Origin of the sequence: Mesorhizobium sp. CA16 (assembly GCF_020165175.1) — a bacterium.
Lineage (GTDB): Bacteria > Pseudomonadota > Alphaproteobacteria > Rhizobiales > Rhizobiaceae > Mesorhizobium.
This window is the reverse complement of sequence record NZ_JAIUHP010000007.1, coordinates 24,231-42,600: the sequence shown is the minus strand read 5'-3', so window position 1 is coordinate 42,600 and position 18,370 is coordinate 24,231. Positions and strand designations below refer to the sequence as shown.

Annotated in this window: 14 protein-coding genes; all 14 read left to right on the top strand. The window is 64.8% G+C overall.

Translation table 11 applies throughout. From position 1 onward, the window contains the following. Window positions 1–9: 9 nt before the first annotated feature. On the top strand, window positions 10–1,410 hold the full coding sequence (gene murD / locus LB525_RS12360) for a UDP-N-acetylmuramoyl-L-alanine--D-glutamate ligase (RefSeq protein WP_224544827.1): 1,401 nt from the start codon (window positions 10–12) through the stop codon (window positions 1,408–1,410). Then, window positions 1,410–2,561, top strand: coding sequence for a putative lipid II flippase FtsW (gene ftsW, locus LB525_RS12355; protein ID WP_224544826.1), 1,152 nt, complete (start codon window positions 1,410–1,412; stop codon window positions 2,559–2,561). Before murD ends, ftsW begins: the two co-directional genes overlap by 1 nt. A 6-nt stretch (window positions 2,562–2,567) precedes the next feature. Beyond that, window positions 2,568–3,692, top strand: coding sequence for an undecaprenyldiphospho-muramoylpentapeptide beta-N-acetylglucosaminyltransferase (murG, locus tag LB525_RS12350; RefSeq protein WP_224544825.1), 1,125 nt, complete (start codon window positions 2,568–2,570; stop codon window positions 3,690–3,692). Further along, window positions 3,689–5,095, top strand: a complete 1,407-nt coding sequence (gene murC / locus LB525_RS12345) for a UDP-N-acetylmuramate--L-alanine ligase (RefSeq protein WP_140839709.1) — start codon at window positions 3,689–3,691, stop codon at window positions 5,093–5,095. Before murG ends, murC begins: the two co-directional genes overlap by 4 nt. Then, window positions 5,092–6,057 carry a UDP-N-acetylmuramate dehydrogenase gene (murB, locus tag LB525_RS12340; RefSeq protein WP_224544824.1) on the top strand — a complete coding sequence of 322 codons (966 nt, stop codon included), beginning with the start codon at window positions 5,092–5,094 and terminating at the stop codon, window positions 6,055–6,057. The genes murC and murB overlap by 4 nt, the downstream gene beginning before the upstream one ends. Window positions 6,058–6,368: 311 nt before the next feature. Beyond that, window positions 6,369–7,295 (top strand): D-alanine--D-alanine ligase, encoded by a 927-nt coding sequence (locus LB525_RS12335; RefSeq protein ID WP_224544823.1) that lies wholly within the window; start codon window positions 6,369–6,371, stop codon window positions 7,293–7,295. Continuing rightward, window positions 7,283–8,227 (top strand): cell division protein FtsQ/DivIB, encoded by a 945-nt coding sequence (locus LB525_RS12330; RefSeq protein WP_224544822.1) that lies wholly within the window; start codon window positions 7,283–7,285, stop codon window positions 8,225–8,227. Before LB525_RS12335 ends, LB525_RS12330 begins: the two co-directional genes overlap by 13 nt. Beyond that, on the top strand, window positions 8,224–9,531 hold the full coding sequence (gene ftsA / locus LB525_RS12325) for a cell division protein FtsA (protein WP_224544821.1): 1,308 nt from the start codon (window positions 8,224–8,226) through the stop codon (window positions 9,529–9,531). The genes LB525_RS12330 and ftsA overlap by 4 nt, the downstream gene beginning before the upstream one ends. A 67-nt stretch (window positions 9,532–9,598) precedes the next feature. Beyond that, the gene (gene ftsZ / locus LB525_RS12320) at window positions 9,599–11,260 is read left to right on the top strand and encodes a cell division protein FtsZ (protein WP_224544820.1); all 1,662 of its coding nucleotides are present in this window, start codon (window positions 9,599–9,601) and stop codon (window positions 11,258–11,260) included. A 356-nt stretch (window positions 11,261–11,616) separates the two neighbouring features. After that, window positions 11,617–12,564, top strand: a complete 948-nt coding sequence (gene lpxC / locus LB525_RS12315) for a UDP-3-O-acyl-N-acetylglucosamine deacetylase (protein ID WP_224544819.1) — start codon at window positions 11,617–11,619, stop codon at window positions 12,562–12,564. A 201-nt stretch (window positions 12,565–12,765) separates the two neighbouring features. After that, on the top strand, window positions 12,766–13,635 hold the full coding sequence (locus LB525_RS12310) for an outer membrane protein assembly factor BamD (protein WP_140839719.1): 870 nt from the start codon (window positions 12,766–12,768) through the stop codon (window positions 13,633–13,635). 8 nt (window positions 13,636–13,643) lie between these two features. Beyond that, window positions 13,644–15,317 carry a DNA repair protein RecN gene (recN, locus tag LB525_RS12305; RefSeq protein ID WP_140726825.1) on the top strand — a complete coding sequence of 558 codons (1,674 nt, stop codon included), beginning with the start codon at window positions 13,644–13,646 and terminating at the stop codon, window positions 15,315–15,317. A 137-nt stretch (window positions 15,318–15,454) separates the two neighbouring features. Then, window positions 15,455–17,662, top strand: coding sequence for an NAD-dependent DNA ligase LigA (gene ligA, locus LB525_RS12300; RefSeq protein WP_224522860.1), 2,208 nt, complete (start codon window positions 15,455–15,457; stop codon window positions 17,660–17,662). Next, window positions 17,662–18,354 (top strand): DUF2461 domain-containing protein, encoded by a 693-nt coding sequence (locus LB525_RS12295; RefSeq protein ID WP_140839724.1) that lies wholly within the window; start codon window positions 17,662–17,664, stop codon window positions 18,352–18,354. Before ligA ends, LB525_RS12295 begins: the two co-directional genes overlap by 1 nt. Window positions 18,355–18,370: the final 16 nt, after the last annotated feature.

Sequence of the window (18,370 nt, the reverse complement as noted above, 5' to 3'; positions counted from 1 at the left end):
ACTCGCTGCTTGATCCCCGCCGCTTCCTTTTCAGGCAAACGCATTTCGCTCTTCGGGCTTGGCGGCTCGGGGATCGCCACGGCGCATGCGCTGATCGCCGGCGGCGCCGAGGTGCTGGCCTGGGACGACAATCCGGACAGCGTCGCCAAGGCAGCGGCCGCGGGGATTACGACCGGAGATCTGCGCGCGGCCGACTGGCCGCATTTCGCCGCCTTCGTGCTGTCGCCGGGGGTGCCGCTGACGCATCCGAAGCCGCATTGGACGGTGGAGCTGGCGCGCGGCGCCGGTGTCGAGGTGATCGGCGATATCGAGCTGTTCTGCCGCGAACGCAACAGCCACGCGCCGGCAGCACCCTTCATCGCGATTACCGGCACCAACGGCAAGTCGACGACGACGGCGCTGACGGCGCATATCCTAAAGTCGGCAGGCCGCGACACGCAGATGGGCGGCAATATCGGCCGTGCCGTCATGACGCTCGATCCGCCCGAGCCGACGCGGCACTATGTCGTAGAGTGCTCGTCCTACCAGATCGACCTCGCGCCCTCGATCAACCCGACGGCCGGCATCCTGCTCAACCTGACGCCAGACCATCTCGACCGGCACGGCACGATGGCGCACTACGCCTCGATCAAGGAAAGGCTGGTCGCCGGCAGCGACACCGCGATCGTCGGCGTCGACGATTCCTGGTGCGCCCAGATCGCCGACCGGCTGGAGCGCGCCGGCCGGCAGGTCATCCGCATTTCCAAGCGCCTGCCTTTGACGGACGGCTATTTCGCCGACGGCACCAATCTGATGGAAGCCGTGCACGGCCGCTACAGCCGCGTCGCCTTCCTCGAAGGCATCGGGTCGCTGCGCGGCCAGCACAACGCGCAGAACGCGCTGGCCGCCGTCGCCGCGTGCCTGAGGATCGGGCTCGATCTCGGCGAGATCCAGGCCGGGCTCGAAAGCTTCCCTGGACTGGCGCATCGCATGGAGCAGGTCGGCCGCAAGGACCATGTGCTGTTCGTCAACGATTCCAAGGCGACCAATGCCGATGCGGCCGCACCCGCGCTGTCGAGCTTCAACCGCGTCTACTGGATCGCCGGCGGCCTGCCCAAGGAAGGCGGCATCGAGCCGCTGCGCGGCTTCTTCCCGCGCATCGCCAAGGCCTATCTGATCGGCGAGGCGGCGCCAGCCTTCTCGGCGACGCTCGGCGAGGCGGTACCCTACGAAATATCCGGAACGCTGGCGGCGGCGGTCGAGCATGCCGCCAACGACGCGGCAAAGGACACCGGCGGCGAGGCCGTGGTGCTGCTTTCGCCGGCTTGCGCCAGTTTCGACCAGTTCAAGAATTTCGAAGTTCGCGGCGAAGCCTTCAGGCAAGCTGCGACTGCTATTGATGGGGTGAAATCCATCGGAGGGCCACGTTGATGCAAAGCCGTCTCGACAAAAGTCCTGTCGCCACCTGGTGGTGGACGATCGATCGCTGGTTCCTGGCGGCATTCCTGTCGCTGATGGGACTGGGCATCGTGCTGTCTTTCGCCGCAAGCCCGGCGGTGGCCGAGCGCATCGGCCTCGACAGCTTCCACTTCGCCACACGCCAGATCATCTTCACGATCCCGGCGCTTATCGTGATGCTGGCAGTCTCTTTCCTGGAGGCGCGGCAGATAAGGCGCATGTCGCTGGTGATGATCTGCATCATGCTGGTGCTGATGGTGGCGGTGCTCTACATCGGCGTCGAGGTGAAGGGGGCGCGTCGCTGGGTATCGTTCGCCGGTCTTTCCATCCAGCCGTCCGAGTTCCTGAAACCGGCCTTCGTCGTCATCTGCGCCTGGCTGTTTGCGGAGCACAGGCGCCAGCCCGACATTCCCGGCAATCTGTTCGCCATGCTTTTGCTGGCGCTGGTCATCTCGCTTCTGGTGGCTCAGCCCGATCTCGGCCAGACCATGCTGGTGCTGGGCACGTGGGGCGTGATGTTCTTCATGGCCGGCCTGCCCTGGTTCTGGATCGTCGCGCTGGGGGCTGCCGGGGTCGGCGGCGTGTTCGCGGCCTATACGGTGTTTCCGCACGTCGCCGCGCGCATCGACAAGTTCATGACCGGCGAAGGCGACACCTTCCAGGTCGATATGGGCCGCGAGGCGCTGATCAATGGCGGCTGGTTCGGCGTCGGCCCGGGCGAGGGCACGGTGAAGCGGGTCATCCCCGACAGCCACGCCGACTTCGTCTTCTCGGTCGCCGGCGAGGAGTTCGGCCTCATAATGTGCTTCTTCATCATGTCGATCTTCGCCTTCATCGTGCTGCGCGGCCTGAGCATCGCGCTCAAGGAGCAGGACGATTTCACCCGCTATGCGGTGGGCGGCCTCGTCACCGTCTTCGGCCTGCAATCGGCCATCAACATGTGCGTGAACCTGCAGCTGATGCCGGCCAAGGGCATGACGCTGCCCTTCATCTCCTATGGCGGCTCCTCGCAGATCGCCATCGCCGTCTCGATGGGCATGGTTCTCGCCTTGACCCGCAAGCGTCCGGAAAAGCGCAAGCAGATGGGCTTCGCCCTTTCGCAGCGCGCAATGCCGGCGGAATGAGGCAGGATGGCGAAGGGTGTCATCTTGCTTGCGGCCGGCGGAACGGGCGGACATCTGTTTCCGGCCGAGGCGCTGGCGCATGAGCTGATCGAGCGCGGCTGGAAGGTGCATCTTGCCACCGACAATCGCGCCGAGCGCTATTCCCGCCATTTCCCGGCAGCCGACATTCACACCATCCCCTCGGCCACGCTGGGTTCGAAGAACCCGGTCGCCATGCTCTCGGCCTTCTGGAAGATCTGGCAGGGCGTGCGGGAGGCCGGCCGTGTAATCGCCAGGATCAAGCCGGAGGCTGTCGTCGGCTTCGGCGGCTATCCGACGCTGCCGCCGCTCTATGCCGCGACAAGGCGAAAAGTGCCGACGCTGATCCATGAGCAGAACGCCGTCATGGGCCGCGCCAACAAGGCGCTTGCCGGCCGCGTGGATGCGATTGCCGGCGGTTTCCTGCCGGAGGGCGCCAGCGCTGACGGCGCAAAGACGGTGACCACCGGTAATCCGGTCAGGCCGCAGGTCCTCGATGCGGCGAAAATGCCTTACGTGGTTTCGAACGAGGGCGAGCCGTTCCGCTTCCTGGTGTTCGGCGGCAGTCAGGGCGCGCAGTTCTTTTCCGATGCCGTGCCGGCGGCGATCGCGCTGCTGCCGCAAGACCTGCGCAAGCGGCTGGTCATCACCCAGCAGGCGCGCGCCGAGGATGTGGCGCGGGTGAAGGCCGCCTATGCCGATCTCGGAGTCGACATGCAGGTCTCGCCCTTCTTCACCGACATGGCGGCGCGCATGGCGGCGGCGCATCTGGTGATGTCGCGCTCCGGCGCCTCCACGGTTTCGGAAATCGCCGTCATCGGCCGGCCGGCGCTGCTGGTGCCTTATCCGCATGCGCTCGATCACGACCAGGCGGCGAATGCCGCGGCCCTTGCCGCTGCCGGCGGCGCGGAGCTTCATCCGCAGTCGACGCTGTCGGCGGAGCGGATCGCCGAGCTGGTCGGCGGGCTGATGAAGGACCCGAACCGGCTGGCGACCATGGTCGCCGCCGCCCGCTCGGCCGGGAAACCGAACGCGGCGCGGTTGCTCGCCGATCTGACAGAGGCTATTGCGTCCGGCAAAACGGTTTCGGACTACAGGAGGACGCGCCCATGAAGATGCCGCAGACGATCGGCCTTGTGCATTTCATCGGCATCGGCGGCATCGGCATGAGTGGCATCGCCGAGGTGCTGCACAATCTGGGCTACAAGGTGCAAGGGTCCGACCAGGCCGACGGCGCCAATGTGCAGCGGTTGCGCGACAAGGGCATCGAATGCTTCGTCGGCCACAAGGCCGAGAATGTCGGCGATGCCGAAGTCGTGGTTGTTTCGACCGCGATCAAGAAATCCAACCCTGAGCTCAAGGCCGCGCGCGAGAAGCTTTTGCCGATCGTGCGCCGGGCCGAGATGCTGGCCGAACTGATGCGTTTCCGCCAGGCGGTCGCCATCGGCGGCACGCATGGCAAGACGACGACCACCTCGATGGTGGCGACGCTGCTCGAGGCCGGCGGGCTCGACCCGACCGTCATCAATGGCGGCATCATCAACGCCTACGGCACCAATGCCCGCATGGGCGACGGCGAGTGGATGGTGGTCGAAGCCGACGAGAGCGACGGCACCTTCCTGAAACTGCCGGCCGACATCGCCGTCGTCACCAACATCGATCCCGAGCATCTCGACCACTATGGCAGCTTCGACAAGGTGCGCGAGGCGTTCCGCCAGTTCGTCGAGAACGTGCCGTTCTACGGTTTCGGCGTGATGTGCACCGACCATCCGGAAGTGCAGGCGCTGGTCGGCCGCATCGAGGATCGGCGCGTCATCACCTATGGCGAGAACGCGCAGGCCGACGTGCGCTTCACCAATCATCGCATGCAAGGCGCGATTTCCGAATTCGATATCGTCATCCGCGATCGCAAGGGGCGGGGCACGACGTCGATAAATGACCTGCGCCTGCCGATGCCCGGCCGGCACAACGTCTCCAACGCGACGGCGGCGATCGCGGTGGCGCATGAGCTTGGCCTCTCGGCCGAGGCGATCAAGAAGGGCCTTTCGTCCTTCGCGGGCGTCAAGCGGCGCTTCACCCGTACCGGCTCGTGGAACGGTGTCGAGGTGTTCGACGATTACGGCCACCACCCGGTCGAGATCGCGGCGGTGCTGAAGGCCGCGCGCAGCGCGACCAAGGGGCGTGTCATCGCCATCGCGCAGCCGCATCGCTTCACCCGGCTGCACGATCTCTTCGAGGAATTCTCGGTCTGCTTCAACGACGCCGACACGGTCATGGTGGCGCCGGTCTACGCGGCCGGCGAGGAACCCATCGAAGGCGTGACTTCCGACGCGTTGGTGTCGCGCATCCGCTCCGGCGGCCACCGCGACGCACGCTATATCGATGGTCAGGCAGCAATCGCGCCCGCCATTCGCGAGCTTGCCAAGCCCGGCGATTTCGTCGTCTTCCTCGGCGCCGGCAACATCACGCAATGGGCTTACGCGCTGCCCAAGGAACTTGGTGGGACGCCCTCATGATGCGCGGCCAGGACCTGATCGATAAACTCGGCGACAAGCTTGCCGGCCTGCGTGGCCGTATCACGCCGAACGCCGAGATGGACAAGATCACCTGGTTCCGGGCCGGTGGCCTCGCCGAGGCGTTGTTCCAGCCGGCCGACGAGGAGGACCTCGCGGCCTTCCTGCGCGCGGTGCCGGAAGAGATACCGGTCGTGGTGGTCGGCGTCGGCTCGAACCTTCTGGTGCGCGACGGCGGCATTCCCGGTTTTGTTGTCAGGCTCTCGGCCAAGGGTTTCGGCGACGCCGAGACCACCGGGCCGACCACGATCAAAGCCGGCGCGGCGACGCCGGACAAGCGCCTCGCTGCGGTGGCGTATGAAGCCGGCATTGGCGGCTTCCATTTCTATCACGGCATTCCTGGCGCTGTCGGCGGAGCGCTCAGGATGAATGCCGGCGCCAACGGCGTCGAGACGCGTGAGCGGGTCGTCGAGGTGAAGGCCCTGGACCGCAGGGGCAATCTCCATACGCTGAGCAATGCCGATATGGGCTATGCCTATCGCCATTCATCCGCGCCTGCAGGACTGATCTTCACCTCGGCCATTTTCGAAGGGTTTGCGGAAGACAAGGCGGCGATCAAGGCGGCAATGGATGCCGTGCAGAACCATCGCGAGACGGTGCAGCCGATCAGGGAGAAGACCGGCGGCTCGACCTTCCAGAATCCGGAAGGCACCTCGGCGTGGAAGGAGATCGACAAGGCCGGCTGCCGCGGGCTGATGATCGGCGGCGCGCAGATGTCGCCGATGCATTGCAACTTCATGATCAACACCGGCACGGCCACCGGCTACGACCTCGAATATCTGGGCGAGACGGTGCGGGCGCGGGTGCTCGAGAATTCGGGCATCCGGCTGCACTGGGAGATCAAGCGCCTCGGCAATTTCAGGCCCGGCCATGCGGTGCAGGAGTTTCTCGGGCAGCTTCTTTAGCTTAGGCTTGAGTTCATGTGATGCTTGAACTTCCAGCGATCTGAAACAGCCGTAGAACCGTTGCCTCAAAGACTCACAATTCACTTTTTGCGGCTGTTTTCGCGGAAAGTGAATCTCTCGGAATCATAGGTACTTGCCAGCGAATCAACTCTCTGATTCTCTGCCCTAAAGCGTTTCCTGATTTGAGTCGTTCGACGCGTTAAGCCGCGTTTTCCGTCTGGGGGGCAACCTGCCGGAGGGCTCGGACTCAATGTTTGGAAATGCGGTGCGGGAATATCGGTTGCAGGCCCGGCGTGAGAGGGGATGACGGGATGAAGAAGAAACATGTGGTTGTCCTCCTGGGTGGATTCTCCTCGGAGCGGCCCGTGTCTCTGTCCTCGGGGAAGGCGTGTGCGGATGCGCTCGAGAATGAAGGCTATCAGGTCACCCGGATCGATGTTTCGCGCGATGTCGGGTCTGTGCTTGCCGAGCTCAAGCCTGACGTCGCCTTCAACGCGCTGCACGGCCCGTTCGGCGAGGACGGCACCATCCAGGGAATTCTCGAATATCTCGCAATTCCCTACACCCATTCGGGTGTGCTCGCTTCGGCCCTGGCCATGAACAAGGAGCAGGCCAAGAAAATCGCCAAGGCGTCCGGCATTCCGGTCGCGGAGTCGAAGGTGGTCAACCGTTTCGCCGTCCAGAACAAGCATCCGATGAAGCCGCCTTATGTGGTCAAGCCGGTCAATGAGGGGTCGAGCTTCGGCGTGGTCATCGTGCATGAGGGGCAGTCGCATCCGCCGCAGGTGATCGGCTCCACGGAATGGCAATATGGCGAGATCGTCATGGTCGAGCGCTACATTCATGGCCGCGAATTGACCTGCGCGGTGATGGGCGACGTGGCGCTCGGCGTCTGCGAGATCATCCCGACCGGGCATTCCTTCTACGATTACGATTCAAAATACGTTCCCGGCGGATCAAAACACGAAATCCCTGCTAAAATTTCACCGAATATTTACCAAAAAATACAGACACTGGCCCTCAAGGCTCATCTTGCCATTGGTTGCCGGGGCGTCTCCCGATCGGACTTCCGTTACGACGATCGCCACTCCGAAAACGGCGAGGTTGTCTGGCTCGAGGTCAACACTCAGCCGGGCATGACGCCGACGTCTCTGGTGCCTGAAATCGCCGCGCAAGCGGGACATTCGTTCGGCGATTTGTTGAGTTGGATGGTGGAGGACGCTTCGTGTCTGCGTTGAGGTGGGGACAGGGTAATGGCGTCGGTGCGGCTGGTTTCGCGCTGTTCGGCATGTCGCTGTCATTCGACCGTTTCGTGCTGCCGCGTCAGCTCCGTCGACCGATGCGCGTGCTGGCGCGCCTGTGCGGCGGCGAGTATGAGGCGCCGCGCTTTTCGGCGGCGATCCTTTCTGCCGCGCTGATCGCGTCGAGCAGCGCCTACGGCGCCTATCTCGGCGGCTACGGCGACAGCATCGTGCAAGGCATCACGGCGCGCACCGGCTTTGCCGTCGACCAGATCAAGGTGGTCGGCAACCGCCAGACCTCCGAGATCGATGTGCTGGACCGGCTCGGCCTCGACGGCTGGACCTCGCTGATCGGCTTCGACGCCGAGGCCGCGCGCGCGCGCATCGCGACGCTGCCGTGGGTCGAGGGAGCCGCGGTGCGCAAGATCTACCCGCATACGCTGGAAGTGCGCATCGAGGAGCGTCAGCCCTTCGCGCTTTGGCAGCAGGGCACCTCGGTCTCGGTCATCGAGCGATCGGGCGAGATGATCGCGCCGTTCTCGGGCGGCAAGCAGGCGCTGCTGCCGCTGATCATCGGCACCGGCGCGCCGGCCATGGCGCCGGCCTTCCTCGCTAAGATCGAGCGCTATCCCGAGCTTGCGGCGCGGGTCAAAGGCTACATTCGGGTCGGCGAACGGCGCTGGGACCTGAGGCTTGAGAACGGCATCACGATCAAGCTGCCGGAAGACGGCGAGGACCAGGCGATCGCCGAGCTCGTCAAGATCGACCATGACAACGGATTGCTGACCCGCGACATCGCCGCCGTCGACATGCGGCTTTCCGACCGGCTCGTCGTGGAGCTGTCGCCGGAAGCGGCGACACAGCGCGAAGCAGCGCTCAGCGACAAGCCGAAGTCCCTGGCCAAGCGCAAGGTGGAGAGAAAGATATGAGCTGGCTTGGCGGCGGCAGCGACGCTTCTTCGCGCCGGTCGGGCACGCTCACGGTGCTCGATGTCGGCTCCAGCAAGGTCTGCTGCGTCGTGGCGAAGCTGAAGCCGAACGAGGACGGCAAGCTGCTGCGCGGACGTTCGCATCGCATCCAGGTGATCGGCATCGGCCACCAGAAATCGCAAGGTGTGAAGTCCGGCGTGGTGGTCGATCTCGATCGCGCCGAGCATGCCATCCGGCTTGCCGTCGATGCGGCCGAGCGCATGGCCGGGCTCACCGTCGATTCCCTCATCGTCAACATGACGGCTGGCCGGCTGAAGAGCGAAGCCTTCTCGGCGACCATCAATCTCGGCGGTCATCAGGTCGAGGAAGTCGACATCAAGCGCGTGCTCGCCGCCGGCGCCAAACAGGCGCTCAGGGCGGAGCGCGAGGTGATCCATTCGCTGCCCGTCGGTTTCTCGCTCGACGGCGAGCGCGGCATGCGCGACCCGCGCGGCATGATGGGCGATGCGCTTGGCGTCGACATGCATGTGCTGACGGGCGACGCGGCGCCGATGCGAAATCTGGAGCTTTGCATCAACCGCTCGCATCTGTCGGTCGAGCGCATGGTGGCGACGCCCTATGCCAGCGGGCTTGCCTCGCTGGTCGACGACGAGCTCGAAATGGGCGCAGCCTGCATCGATATGGGCGGCGGCACGACGACCATCTCGGTCTTCTCGGAGGGCAAGTTCGTCCATGGCGACGCGATCGCCATCGGCGGCAACCATGTGACGCTCGACATGGCCAAGGGCCTGTCGACCTCGCTCGATGCCGCGGAACGGCTGAAGGTGATGCATGGCTCGGCGCTGCCCGGCAGCGCCCACGACCGCGACCTCGTCTCGATCCAGCCGATCGGCGAGGAAGGCGATGTGCCGCTGCAGATCCCGCGCTCGGTAATGACGCGCATCATCCGCGCCCGCATCGACGAGACGCTGGAGCTTCTGCGCGACCGGCTGAACAAGTCCGGCTACGGCAATGCCGTCGGCAAGCGGGTGGTGCTCACCGGCGGCGCAAGCCAGCTCGCCGGCCTGCCGGAAGCGGCGCGCCGCATTCTCGGGCGCAATGTGCGCATCGGCCGGCCGCTCGGCGTCGCAGGGCTGCCTGAGGCGGCAAAGGGACCGGCGTTCTCGACCCCGGTCGGACTGATGATCTATCCGCAGATGGCGAGCTTCGAGAGCCATTCGGCGAAAGGACTTTCCGGTTTCAGGATGACCGGAACGGGCGGAAAACTGCATCGCATGAGTCAGTGGTTGAGAGACAGTTTTTAATTTGACGGGGACAGCCCCACAGGCGGCCGCAGCGGCGAGGCGGCGGGAAAGGCAAAGGACGGAGACAATGACCATCAATCTGCAGAAGCCGGACATCACCGAGCTCAAGCCACGCATCACCGTGTTCGGTGTCGGCGGCGGCGGCGGCAATGCCGTGAACAACATGATCACAGCCGGCCTGCGCGGCGTCGAGTTCGTGGTGGCCAACACCGACGCGCAGGCGCTGACGATGTCCAAGGCCGAGCGGCTGATCCAGCTCGGTGCGCATGTCACCGAAGGCCTCGGCGCCGGCTCGCAGCCGGAAGTCGGCCGCGCGGCGGCGGAAGAGTGCATCGACGAGATCATCGATCATCTCTCCAACACCCATATGTGCTTCGTCACCGCCGGCATGGGCGGCGGCACCGGCACGGGCGCCGCTCCGGTCGTTGCCCGCGCGGCGCGCGAGAAGGGCATCCTCACCGTCGGCGTCGTCACCAAGCCGTTCCATTTCGAGGGCCAGCGCCGCATGAAGACGGCCGACATGGGCATCGAGGAACTGCAGAAATGCGTCGACACGCTGATCGTCATCCCCAACCAGAACCTGTTCCGGCTGGCCAATGACAAGACCACCTTCGCCGATGCCTTCGCAATGGCCGACCAGGTGCTCTACTCGGGCGTCGCCTGCATAACCGACCTGATGGTCAAGGAAGGCCTGATCAATCTCGACTTCGCCGACGTCCGCTCGGTGATGCGCGAGATGGGCAAGGCGATGATGGGCACGGGCGAAGCTTCGGGCGAGGGCCGCGCGATGGCCGCCGCTGAAGCCGCCATCGCCAACCCGCTGCTCGACGAGACCTCGATGAAGGGCGCCAAGGGCCTGCTGATCTCGATCACCGGCGGCCGCGATCTCACCCTGTTCGAGGTGGACGAGGCCGCGACCCGCATCCGCGAGGAAGTCGACCAGGACGCCAACATCATCCTGGGCGCCACCTTCGACGAAGAGCTGGAAGGCGTGATCCGCGTGTCGGTCGTCGCCACCGGCATCGACAAGTCGGCGGCCGAAATCGCGGCTGCGCCGATCTCGATCCGCGCGCCGCAGAAACCGGCCGCCCGCCCGGCGGCGGCTCCGGTGGCCGAAATCCGCCCCGCTCCGGTTCAGCCGCAGGCCTATGAGCCGCGCGCGGCCGATCCGGTCGCGGAGGCGATCCAGCTTGCCGAGGCAAATGCCGCCGCCATGGCGCACCCGCGCGCCGTGCCGATGGACGACTTCCGGCCGCAGAGCAAGATCTTCCAAGCCCCGCCTGCGCAGCCGCAGCCGCAGCCGGTGGTGCCGCAGCAGGTCATGCAGCAGCCCGCGCCGCAGCGCGAGATGCCGCAGCCGGTGGCCGCGGCGCCGCAGCGTATGCCGCGCGTGGAAGACTTTCCGCCGGTGGTAAGGGCTGAAGTCGAAGCCAAGAGCCGGCCGGCGGACCATGAGAACAGCGGTCCGATGGGGCTGATCAAGCGGCTGACCAACGGCCTTACCCGCCGCGAGGAAGAGCCGGCCCGGCTCCAGCCGGCGCAGCCGCGCGAGCCGAAGCTGCGTCAGGCCGCGCCCGAGATGCGCCGTCTCGCCAGCCAGGATCCTGCGCTCTATGCGCCGCGCCGCGGCCAGCTCGACGACCAGGGCCGGCTGACGCCGCAGGCCCGCACGGTCCAGGAAGACGACCAGCTGGAAATCCCGGCCTTCCTGCGCCGCCAGGCCAACTGATCGATACGGCGGACCGCCAATCGTTAACGGTATATAACAGTTGTTAACAGGCAGACGAGAAATCGTCTGCCTGTTACTTTTGCAAAAGACATTTAAAACAAGGCTTTACGAGCTGTTTCTGATGCGTTTCCGTGGTTACACGGGGTAAGAAACCGTGATTTGGAGTCTCCAGGGCGGACCATTATCTTCGCCACGGACTAAAGTCGGTTTGCCGGGATTCGGGGAGTAGCCCTGCCTGCCGATTATACAGAGCCGCATGCTCTTGCTTATTTTGCCGCCTTTGCACGAGCGTCAGACCATCAGTCTGGCTGCAAGATACCCAAGGCCGATGGAGCGGACGCAGGCATTCAGGGCGTATGGGGTTGCTCTTGCACGACTATCAGACGACAGTGAAATCGCGCGTGACGCTGGCTGGGATCGGCGTCCATAGCGGCAAAACCGTCACTGTTCATTTCTTGCCGGCCGACGCCGATACGGGCATCGTCTTTCATCTTTCGAATGGCGGCGAAGCCCGGGAGCTCCGCGCCCTGGTCGCGGAAGTCGGCGCCACCGATCTCTGCACCATGCTTGGCGATCCGGCCGGCGATCATATCGGCACCGTCGAGCATCTGATGGCGACGGTGTTCGGCCTCGGCATCGACAATCTCATCATCGAGATCGACGGTCCGGAAGTCCCGATACTCGACGGCAGCGCCACGGCTTTCGTCGAAGCCATCGACCAGGCCGGCATCGAGACGCTGGCGGTGAAGCGCCGCTATATCCGCATCGTCAAGCCGGTGCGCGTGGAAGCCGGCGCGTCCTGGGCGGAGTTCCGCCCCTATGACGGCACGCGGTTCGAGGTCGAGATCGATTTCGAGAGCCCGGCGATCGGCCGCCAGCAATTCGCCTCCGACATCAATCCCGACATCTTCCGCCGCGACATCGCGCGGGCCCGCACTTTCGGCTTCATGAAGGATGTCGAACGGCTTTGGGCCGCCGGCTACGCGCTCGGCTCGTCGCTGGAAAACTCGCTGGTCATCGGCGACGACAACCGCGTCATCAATGTCGGCGGGCTGCGCTACCCCAATGAATTCGCCCGCCACAAGACGCTCGATGCGATGGGCGACCTGGCACTGGCCGGCGCGCGCTTCATCGGCTGCTTCCGCTCCTATCGCGGCGGCCACCGGATGAATGCCTCGGCATTGCGCCGGCTGCTTTCCGACCGGACGGCCTTCGAGATCGTAGAGACGAGACGTCGCGAGCGTGGCCGCGTCGCCGAGATGATCGCCGTCAGCGGGCCGGTCTACGCACCTTGGGTGATCTGATTTTTAACCGTTTTCTGGTTTGGTAGGGCGGCTTGTGTTGCATGATTGCATCACGAATCGCTGAAATTGCAGAACCTCCGGCGTAGCGTCAGCCCGCCACAAAAATGTGCGATTGGCCGGACATAGCGTTGCCGGGCAAGGGGATAATGGTTTATGGCTTCGGCCCGGACCGAAACGACGCCGAAGGGGCGGAATCCAAACATGTTTTTTTCGCGAGTTGGTCAATCGGTAGCGCCGCGTCGGGGTGTTTTGCTGGCGCTGTCGGTGGTTGCTCCCGCGCTCGTGCTGTCGGCCTGCATGTCCTCCGAGAAGGATGTCAACCTGGCGACCTATGTCGACCAGACCGAGCCGGCCGACGTTCTCTACAACCAGGGCCTGGCCAACATGAATGCCGGCCGCCTCGATGAGGCGAGCAAGAAGTTCGACGCGGTCGACCGCCAGCATCCCTATTCGGAATTCGCACGCAAATCGATGGTGATGGGCGCTTTCGCCGATTATCGCGCCGGCAATTACGACGAGGCGATCGGTTCGGCCAAACGCTACCTGACCCTCTATCCCTCGACAGACGACGCGGCTTACGCGCAGTACATCATCGGCCTCTCCTACTATCGGCAGATCAAGGACGTCACCCAAGACCAGAAGGAAGCGCGCCAGACCATCCAGACCATGCAGGATCTGGTGACACGCTGGCCGAACTCCGAATATGTCGGCGACGCCAAGGACAAGATCCGCTTCGCCAGCGACCAACTCGCCGGCAAGGAGATGCAGGTCGGCCGCTACTATCTGGAGCGCCGCGAATACATCGCCGCCGTGAAGCGTTTCCGCACCGTGGTCGAGAACTATTCCAACACCCGCCATGTCGAGGAGGCGCTCGCGCGCCTGACCGAGTCCTACTATGCGATGGGCCTGACCTCGGAAGCGCAGACGGCCGCGGCGGTGCTTGGTCACAACTATCCGGACAGCCCGTGGTACAAGGATTCCTACAAGCTCCTGCAGAGCAACGGGCTTGAACCCCGCGAAAATGCCGGATCGTGGATTTCCAAGGCCGGGAAGCTGATCACCGGCGCCTGAAGCTTGCGATGCTGTCCAGACTGTCGATCCGCGATATCGTCCTGATCGAGAAGCTGGACATCGACTTCCTGCCTGGGCTTTCGGTGCTGACCGGCGAAACCGGCGCCGGTAAATCCATCCTGCTCGATGCGTTGTCGCTGGCGCTTGGGGCGCGCGGCGATGCCTCGCTCGTCCGCCATGGCGCCGCGCAAGGCCAGGTCATCGCGGTGTTCGATGTGCCGCGCAACCATCCGGCGCGCGCGTTGCTCGCCGGAAACGACATCGAGGACGATGGCGACATCATCCTGCGCCGCGTACAGACCGCCGATGGCCGCACCCGCGTCTTCGTCAACGACCAGCCCTCCAGCGTCACCCTGATGCGCGATGTCGGCCGCGCGCTGGTCGAGATCCATGGCCAGCATGACGAGCGGGCGCTGGTCGATCCCGGCGCGCATCGCGAATTGCTGGACAGTTTCGGCGGCCATCTGGGCGCCGTGCGCGGCACGGGCGAAGCCTGGCGGTACTGGCGAAACTGCGAGCAGGAGCTTTCCCGGCATCGCGCCAAGGTCGAGGCGGCGGCGCGCGAAGCCGATTATCTGCGCGCTTCCGTGGCCGAGCTCGCAAGACTCGACCCGCAGCCGGGCGAGGAAACGGAGCTTGCGGAATTGCGCGCGACGATGATGCGCGTCGAAAAGATCGCCGCCGAGATCCATGATGCGCAGGATGTGCTGTCGGGGCCGTCCTCGCCCTTGCCGCAACTCGCCAGCCTGTTGCGGCGGCTGCAGCGTAAGTCCAGCGAAGCCCCCGGCCTGCTCGACGACGTGGTGAAATCGCTCGACGAAGCGATGATCTCGCTCGACGCCGCGCAGTCCGGCGTGGAAGCAGCACTTCGCGCCACCGAATATGATCCGCAGCGTCTGGAGAAGGCGGAAGAGCGTCTGTTTGCGCTGCGCGCCGCCTCGCGCAAGCACAGTGTCGCGGTCGACGATCTGGCGCAGCTGCGCGACACGATGGTGGCCGATCTTGCCGACCTCGATGCCGGCGAGGAGCGGCTGCACGCGCTGGCCAAGCAGGCCGCCGCGGCGCGCGAGGCCTACGATATTTCCGCGGCGCAGCTGTCGTCGCTGCGCCATGCGGCGGCGGCGGGTCTGACCAAGGCTGTTATGGCGGAACTGCCGGCGCTCAAGCTCGAACGGGCCGAGTTCATCGTCGAGATGGGAAGCGATGCCGAAAGCCGCATGGAAGAAGGCATCGACCAGGTCGAATTCTGGGTGCGCACCAATCCGGGCACCCGGCCGGGACCGATGATGAAGGTCGCTTCCGGTGGCGAGCTCTCGCGCTTCCTTTTGGCGCTGAAGGTGGCGCTGGCCGATCGCGGCTCGGCGCCGACCCTGGTGTTCGATGAGATCGACACCGGCGTAGGCGGCGCGGTGGCCGACGCTATCGGCCAGCGGCTGGCGCGGCTGTCGAAACGGGTGCAAGTGCTTTCCGTGACGCATGCGCCGCAGGTTGCGGCACGCGCCGCAACGCATTTCCTGATCTCCAAATCCGGCGGCAAGGACCGCGTCGCCACCGGCATTGCCGAAATGGACCGCGCGGCGCGCCAGGAAGAAATCGCGCGCATGCTGGCCGGCGCCACCATCACCGACGAAGCTCGCGCGGCAGCGGAGCGGTTGCTGCGCGAGAATACGGCTGCCGCATAGAAGGTTGGACCTCTTCGGTTCCAGTCCGAGTCAGCAGATGGCTGCATCGTGCTGTTCAGCAATGATTTGTGCGCAAGCCCACTCCCTGCCGTCAAATCCTGATTTATAGTGGCGCGCCACAATCCAAGGACTGATGCATGTCGGAAAAACCCGTCGATTCGTTGAGTGAAGGCGAAGCCGCGGATGAGCTGAAGCAACTGGCGGCGGAGATTGCCGAGCATGACCGGCGTTATCACACGGAGGACGCGCCGACGATCACCGATGCCGAGTATGATGCGCTGCGCCGGCGCAACCTCGCAATCGAAGAGCGCTTCCCCGATCTCGTGCGCGAGGATTCGCCGACGCGGCGGGTCGGCGCCCCGCCCGCGGAGGGCTTTACCAAGGTGCGGCACGCGGTGCCGATGCTGAGCCTCGCCAAGGCCTATACCGACCAGGACGTCGCCGATTTCATCGAGCGCGGAAGGCGTTTCTTCGACCGCGACAAGGACCTCGACATCGCCTTCACCGCCGAACCGAAGATCGACGGGCTGTCGGCCTCGTTGCGCTACGAGAGCGGCGTGTTCGTGCAGGGCGCGACGCGTGGCGACGGCACGGTCGGCGAGGACATCACCGCCAATTTGAAAACGATTGCCGACATCCCGAAGAAGTTGCAGGGTTCGGGCTGGCCGGAAATCATCGAGATCCGCGGCGAGGTCTACATGACCTATGCCGAATTCGAGGCTTTGAAGCAGCGTTCAGCGGCGGTCGGCGGCCAGGATTACGTCAATCCGCGCAACACGGCTGCAGGGTCGCTGCGCCAGAAGGATCCATCGGTCACCGCCAGCCGCAATCTGAAATTCTTCGCCTATGCCTGGGGCTATACGACAGCGGACCCAGCGCCGACGCAGTTCGATTCCGTACAGAAGTTCAAGGAATGGGGCTTCAAGGTCAGCCCGCTGATGGTGCGGGCGAAGTCCATCGACGACCTGATCGCGCATTACCACCGCATCGAGGAGCAGCGCTCCTCGCTCGGCTACGACATAGACGGCGTCGTCTACAAGGTCGACCAGCTCGAGCTGCAGCGCCGCTGGGGTTTCGTCACCGGCGAGCCGCGCTGGGCGGTCGCCCACAAATTTCCGGCCGAGCAGGCGATGACGACCGTCGAGAGGATCGACATCCAGGTCGGCCGAACCGGCACGCTGGCGCCGGTGGCGCGGCTTGCGCCGGTCACGGTCGGCGGCGTGGTGGTCGAGAATGTCACGCTGCACAATGAAGACTACATCAAAGGTTTCGACAGCAACGGCCAGCCGATCCGCGACGGCATCGACGTGCGTATCGGTGACACGGTGGTCATCCAGCGGGCAGGGGATGTCATCCCGCAGATTGTCAGCGTCGTCATCGATAAGCGGCCCGCTGGCGCGGTGCCCTATGAATTCCCGCATACCTGCCCGGTCTGCGGCTCGCCGGCGACGCGCGAGATCAACGAGAAGACGGGCAAGGAGGATTCGCGCCGGCGCTGCACCGGCGAGATGATCTGCGCCGCGCAGGCGGTCGAAAGGCTGCGTCACTTCGTGTCGCGCGGCGCGCTCGACATCGAAGGCCTCGGTGCCGAAAACATCGACCTGTTCTTCAATTCGGGGCTGGTGAAGACCGCCGCCGATATCTTCACGCTGAAGGACCGAAGGCCCGCCGTCACCAGGGCGCTGGCCGAGCGACGGGAGGAGCAGGCGAGGCTGCGCGAGGAAGCCTCGGGCAAGGCGCGCAAGAATGTTCGCAGCGTCGAGGAGCGTAATTATGAAGGTCTCGACAAGTTGTTTTCGGCCATCGACGCGCGCCGCGAGCCGGAGCTCGACCGTTTCATCTTCGCGCTCGGCATCCGCCATATCGGCGAGACCACGGCGGCCGTGCTTGCCCGCCAATTCTCGACCATCGAGGAGCTGATCCGTATCGGCAAGGAGACGGCGAAGGCCGAGGATCCGCACAGCGTGTTCCCATCGATCAATGGCATCGGCGATACGGTGATCAACGCGTTGCGCGACTTCTTCGGCAATGAGCGCAATGACGACGTGCTGGACGCCTTGCTGACGCAGGTTCATCCGAAACCCTACGTCATGGAAATCTCGGCCGGCAGCGAAGTCTCGGGCAAGACGGTGGTGTTCACCGGCTCGCTGGAAAAGATGACGCGTTCGGAAGCCAAGGCGATGGCGGAGCGGCTCGGCGCCAAGGTCGCGGGCTCGGTTTCGGCCAAGACAGACCTGGTGGTGGCGGGTCCGGGCGCCGGCTCGAAGCTGAAAGTTGCGAGCGATCTCGGCATCGAGGTGATCGACGAGGACACATGGCTGCAGCGGATCGGCAGGGGCGGCTAATGACTGGAGCGTTCAAGGGTTTTGGGCCGAAGGCCATTCCGTTCCTGAAGGCGCTCGACTTCCACCAGAGCCGTGAGTGGTTCCAGGAAAACCGCGACCTTTACGACAGCGAGCTGCATGGGCCGTTCTGCGATCTGGTCGAGACGCTCACAGAGCGTTTCGAGGCGGCCAAGCTCGGCTTGCGCGGCGACCGCAAGAAATCGCTGTTCCGCATCAATCGCGACGTGCGCTTTTCCAAGGACAAGCGGCCCTACAATCGGCATCTCTCGGCGATTCTGTCGCCCGACGGCACCAAGATGGAGCAGGGCGTCTTCTACGTGCATATCGGGCTCGAGCGCTGCTTCGCGGGTGTGGCCTGGTGGCAGCCGGCGCCTGAATTGCTGCAGGCGATGCGCAAGGCGATCGTGACCAAGCCGGCCGCGTTCCGCGGCATGGTCGCATCGCTCAAGAAGGCCGGCCTGGAGCTCGATGCGGAAGACCGCCTGAAGCGGGTGCCGCGCGGTTTCGAGGATGTCGGTGACGAGGATCTCGCCCAGGCGGTGCGCAACCGGCATTTCGTGGTCCGGCACGACATCGATCCGGCGACGATCCATTCGCCGGCGCTGGTCGACGATCTCGTCGGCTTCACGCTTGGCGCCAAGCCGCTGCTCGACTGGGGCCGGGCGATCCAGGGGACGGCTGTCGCGGCCTGACGCCGCCTCCGACTGT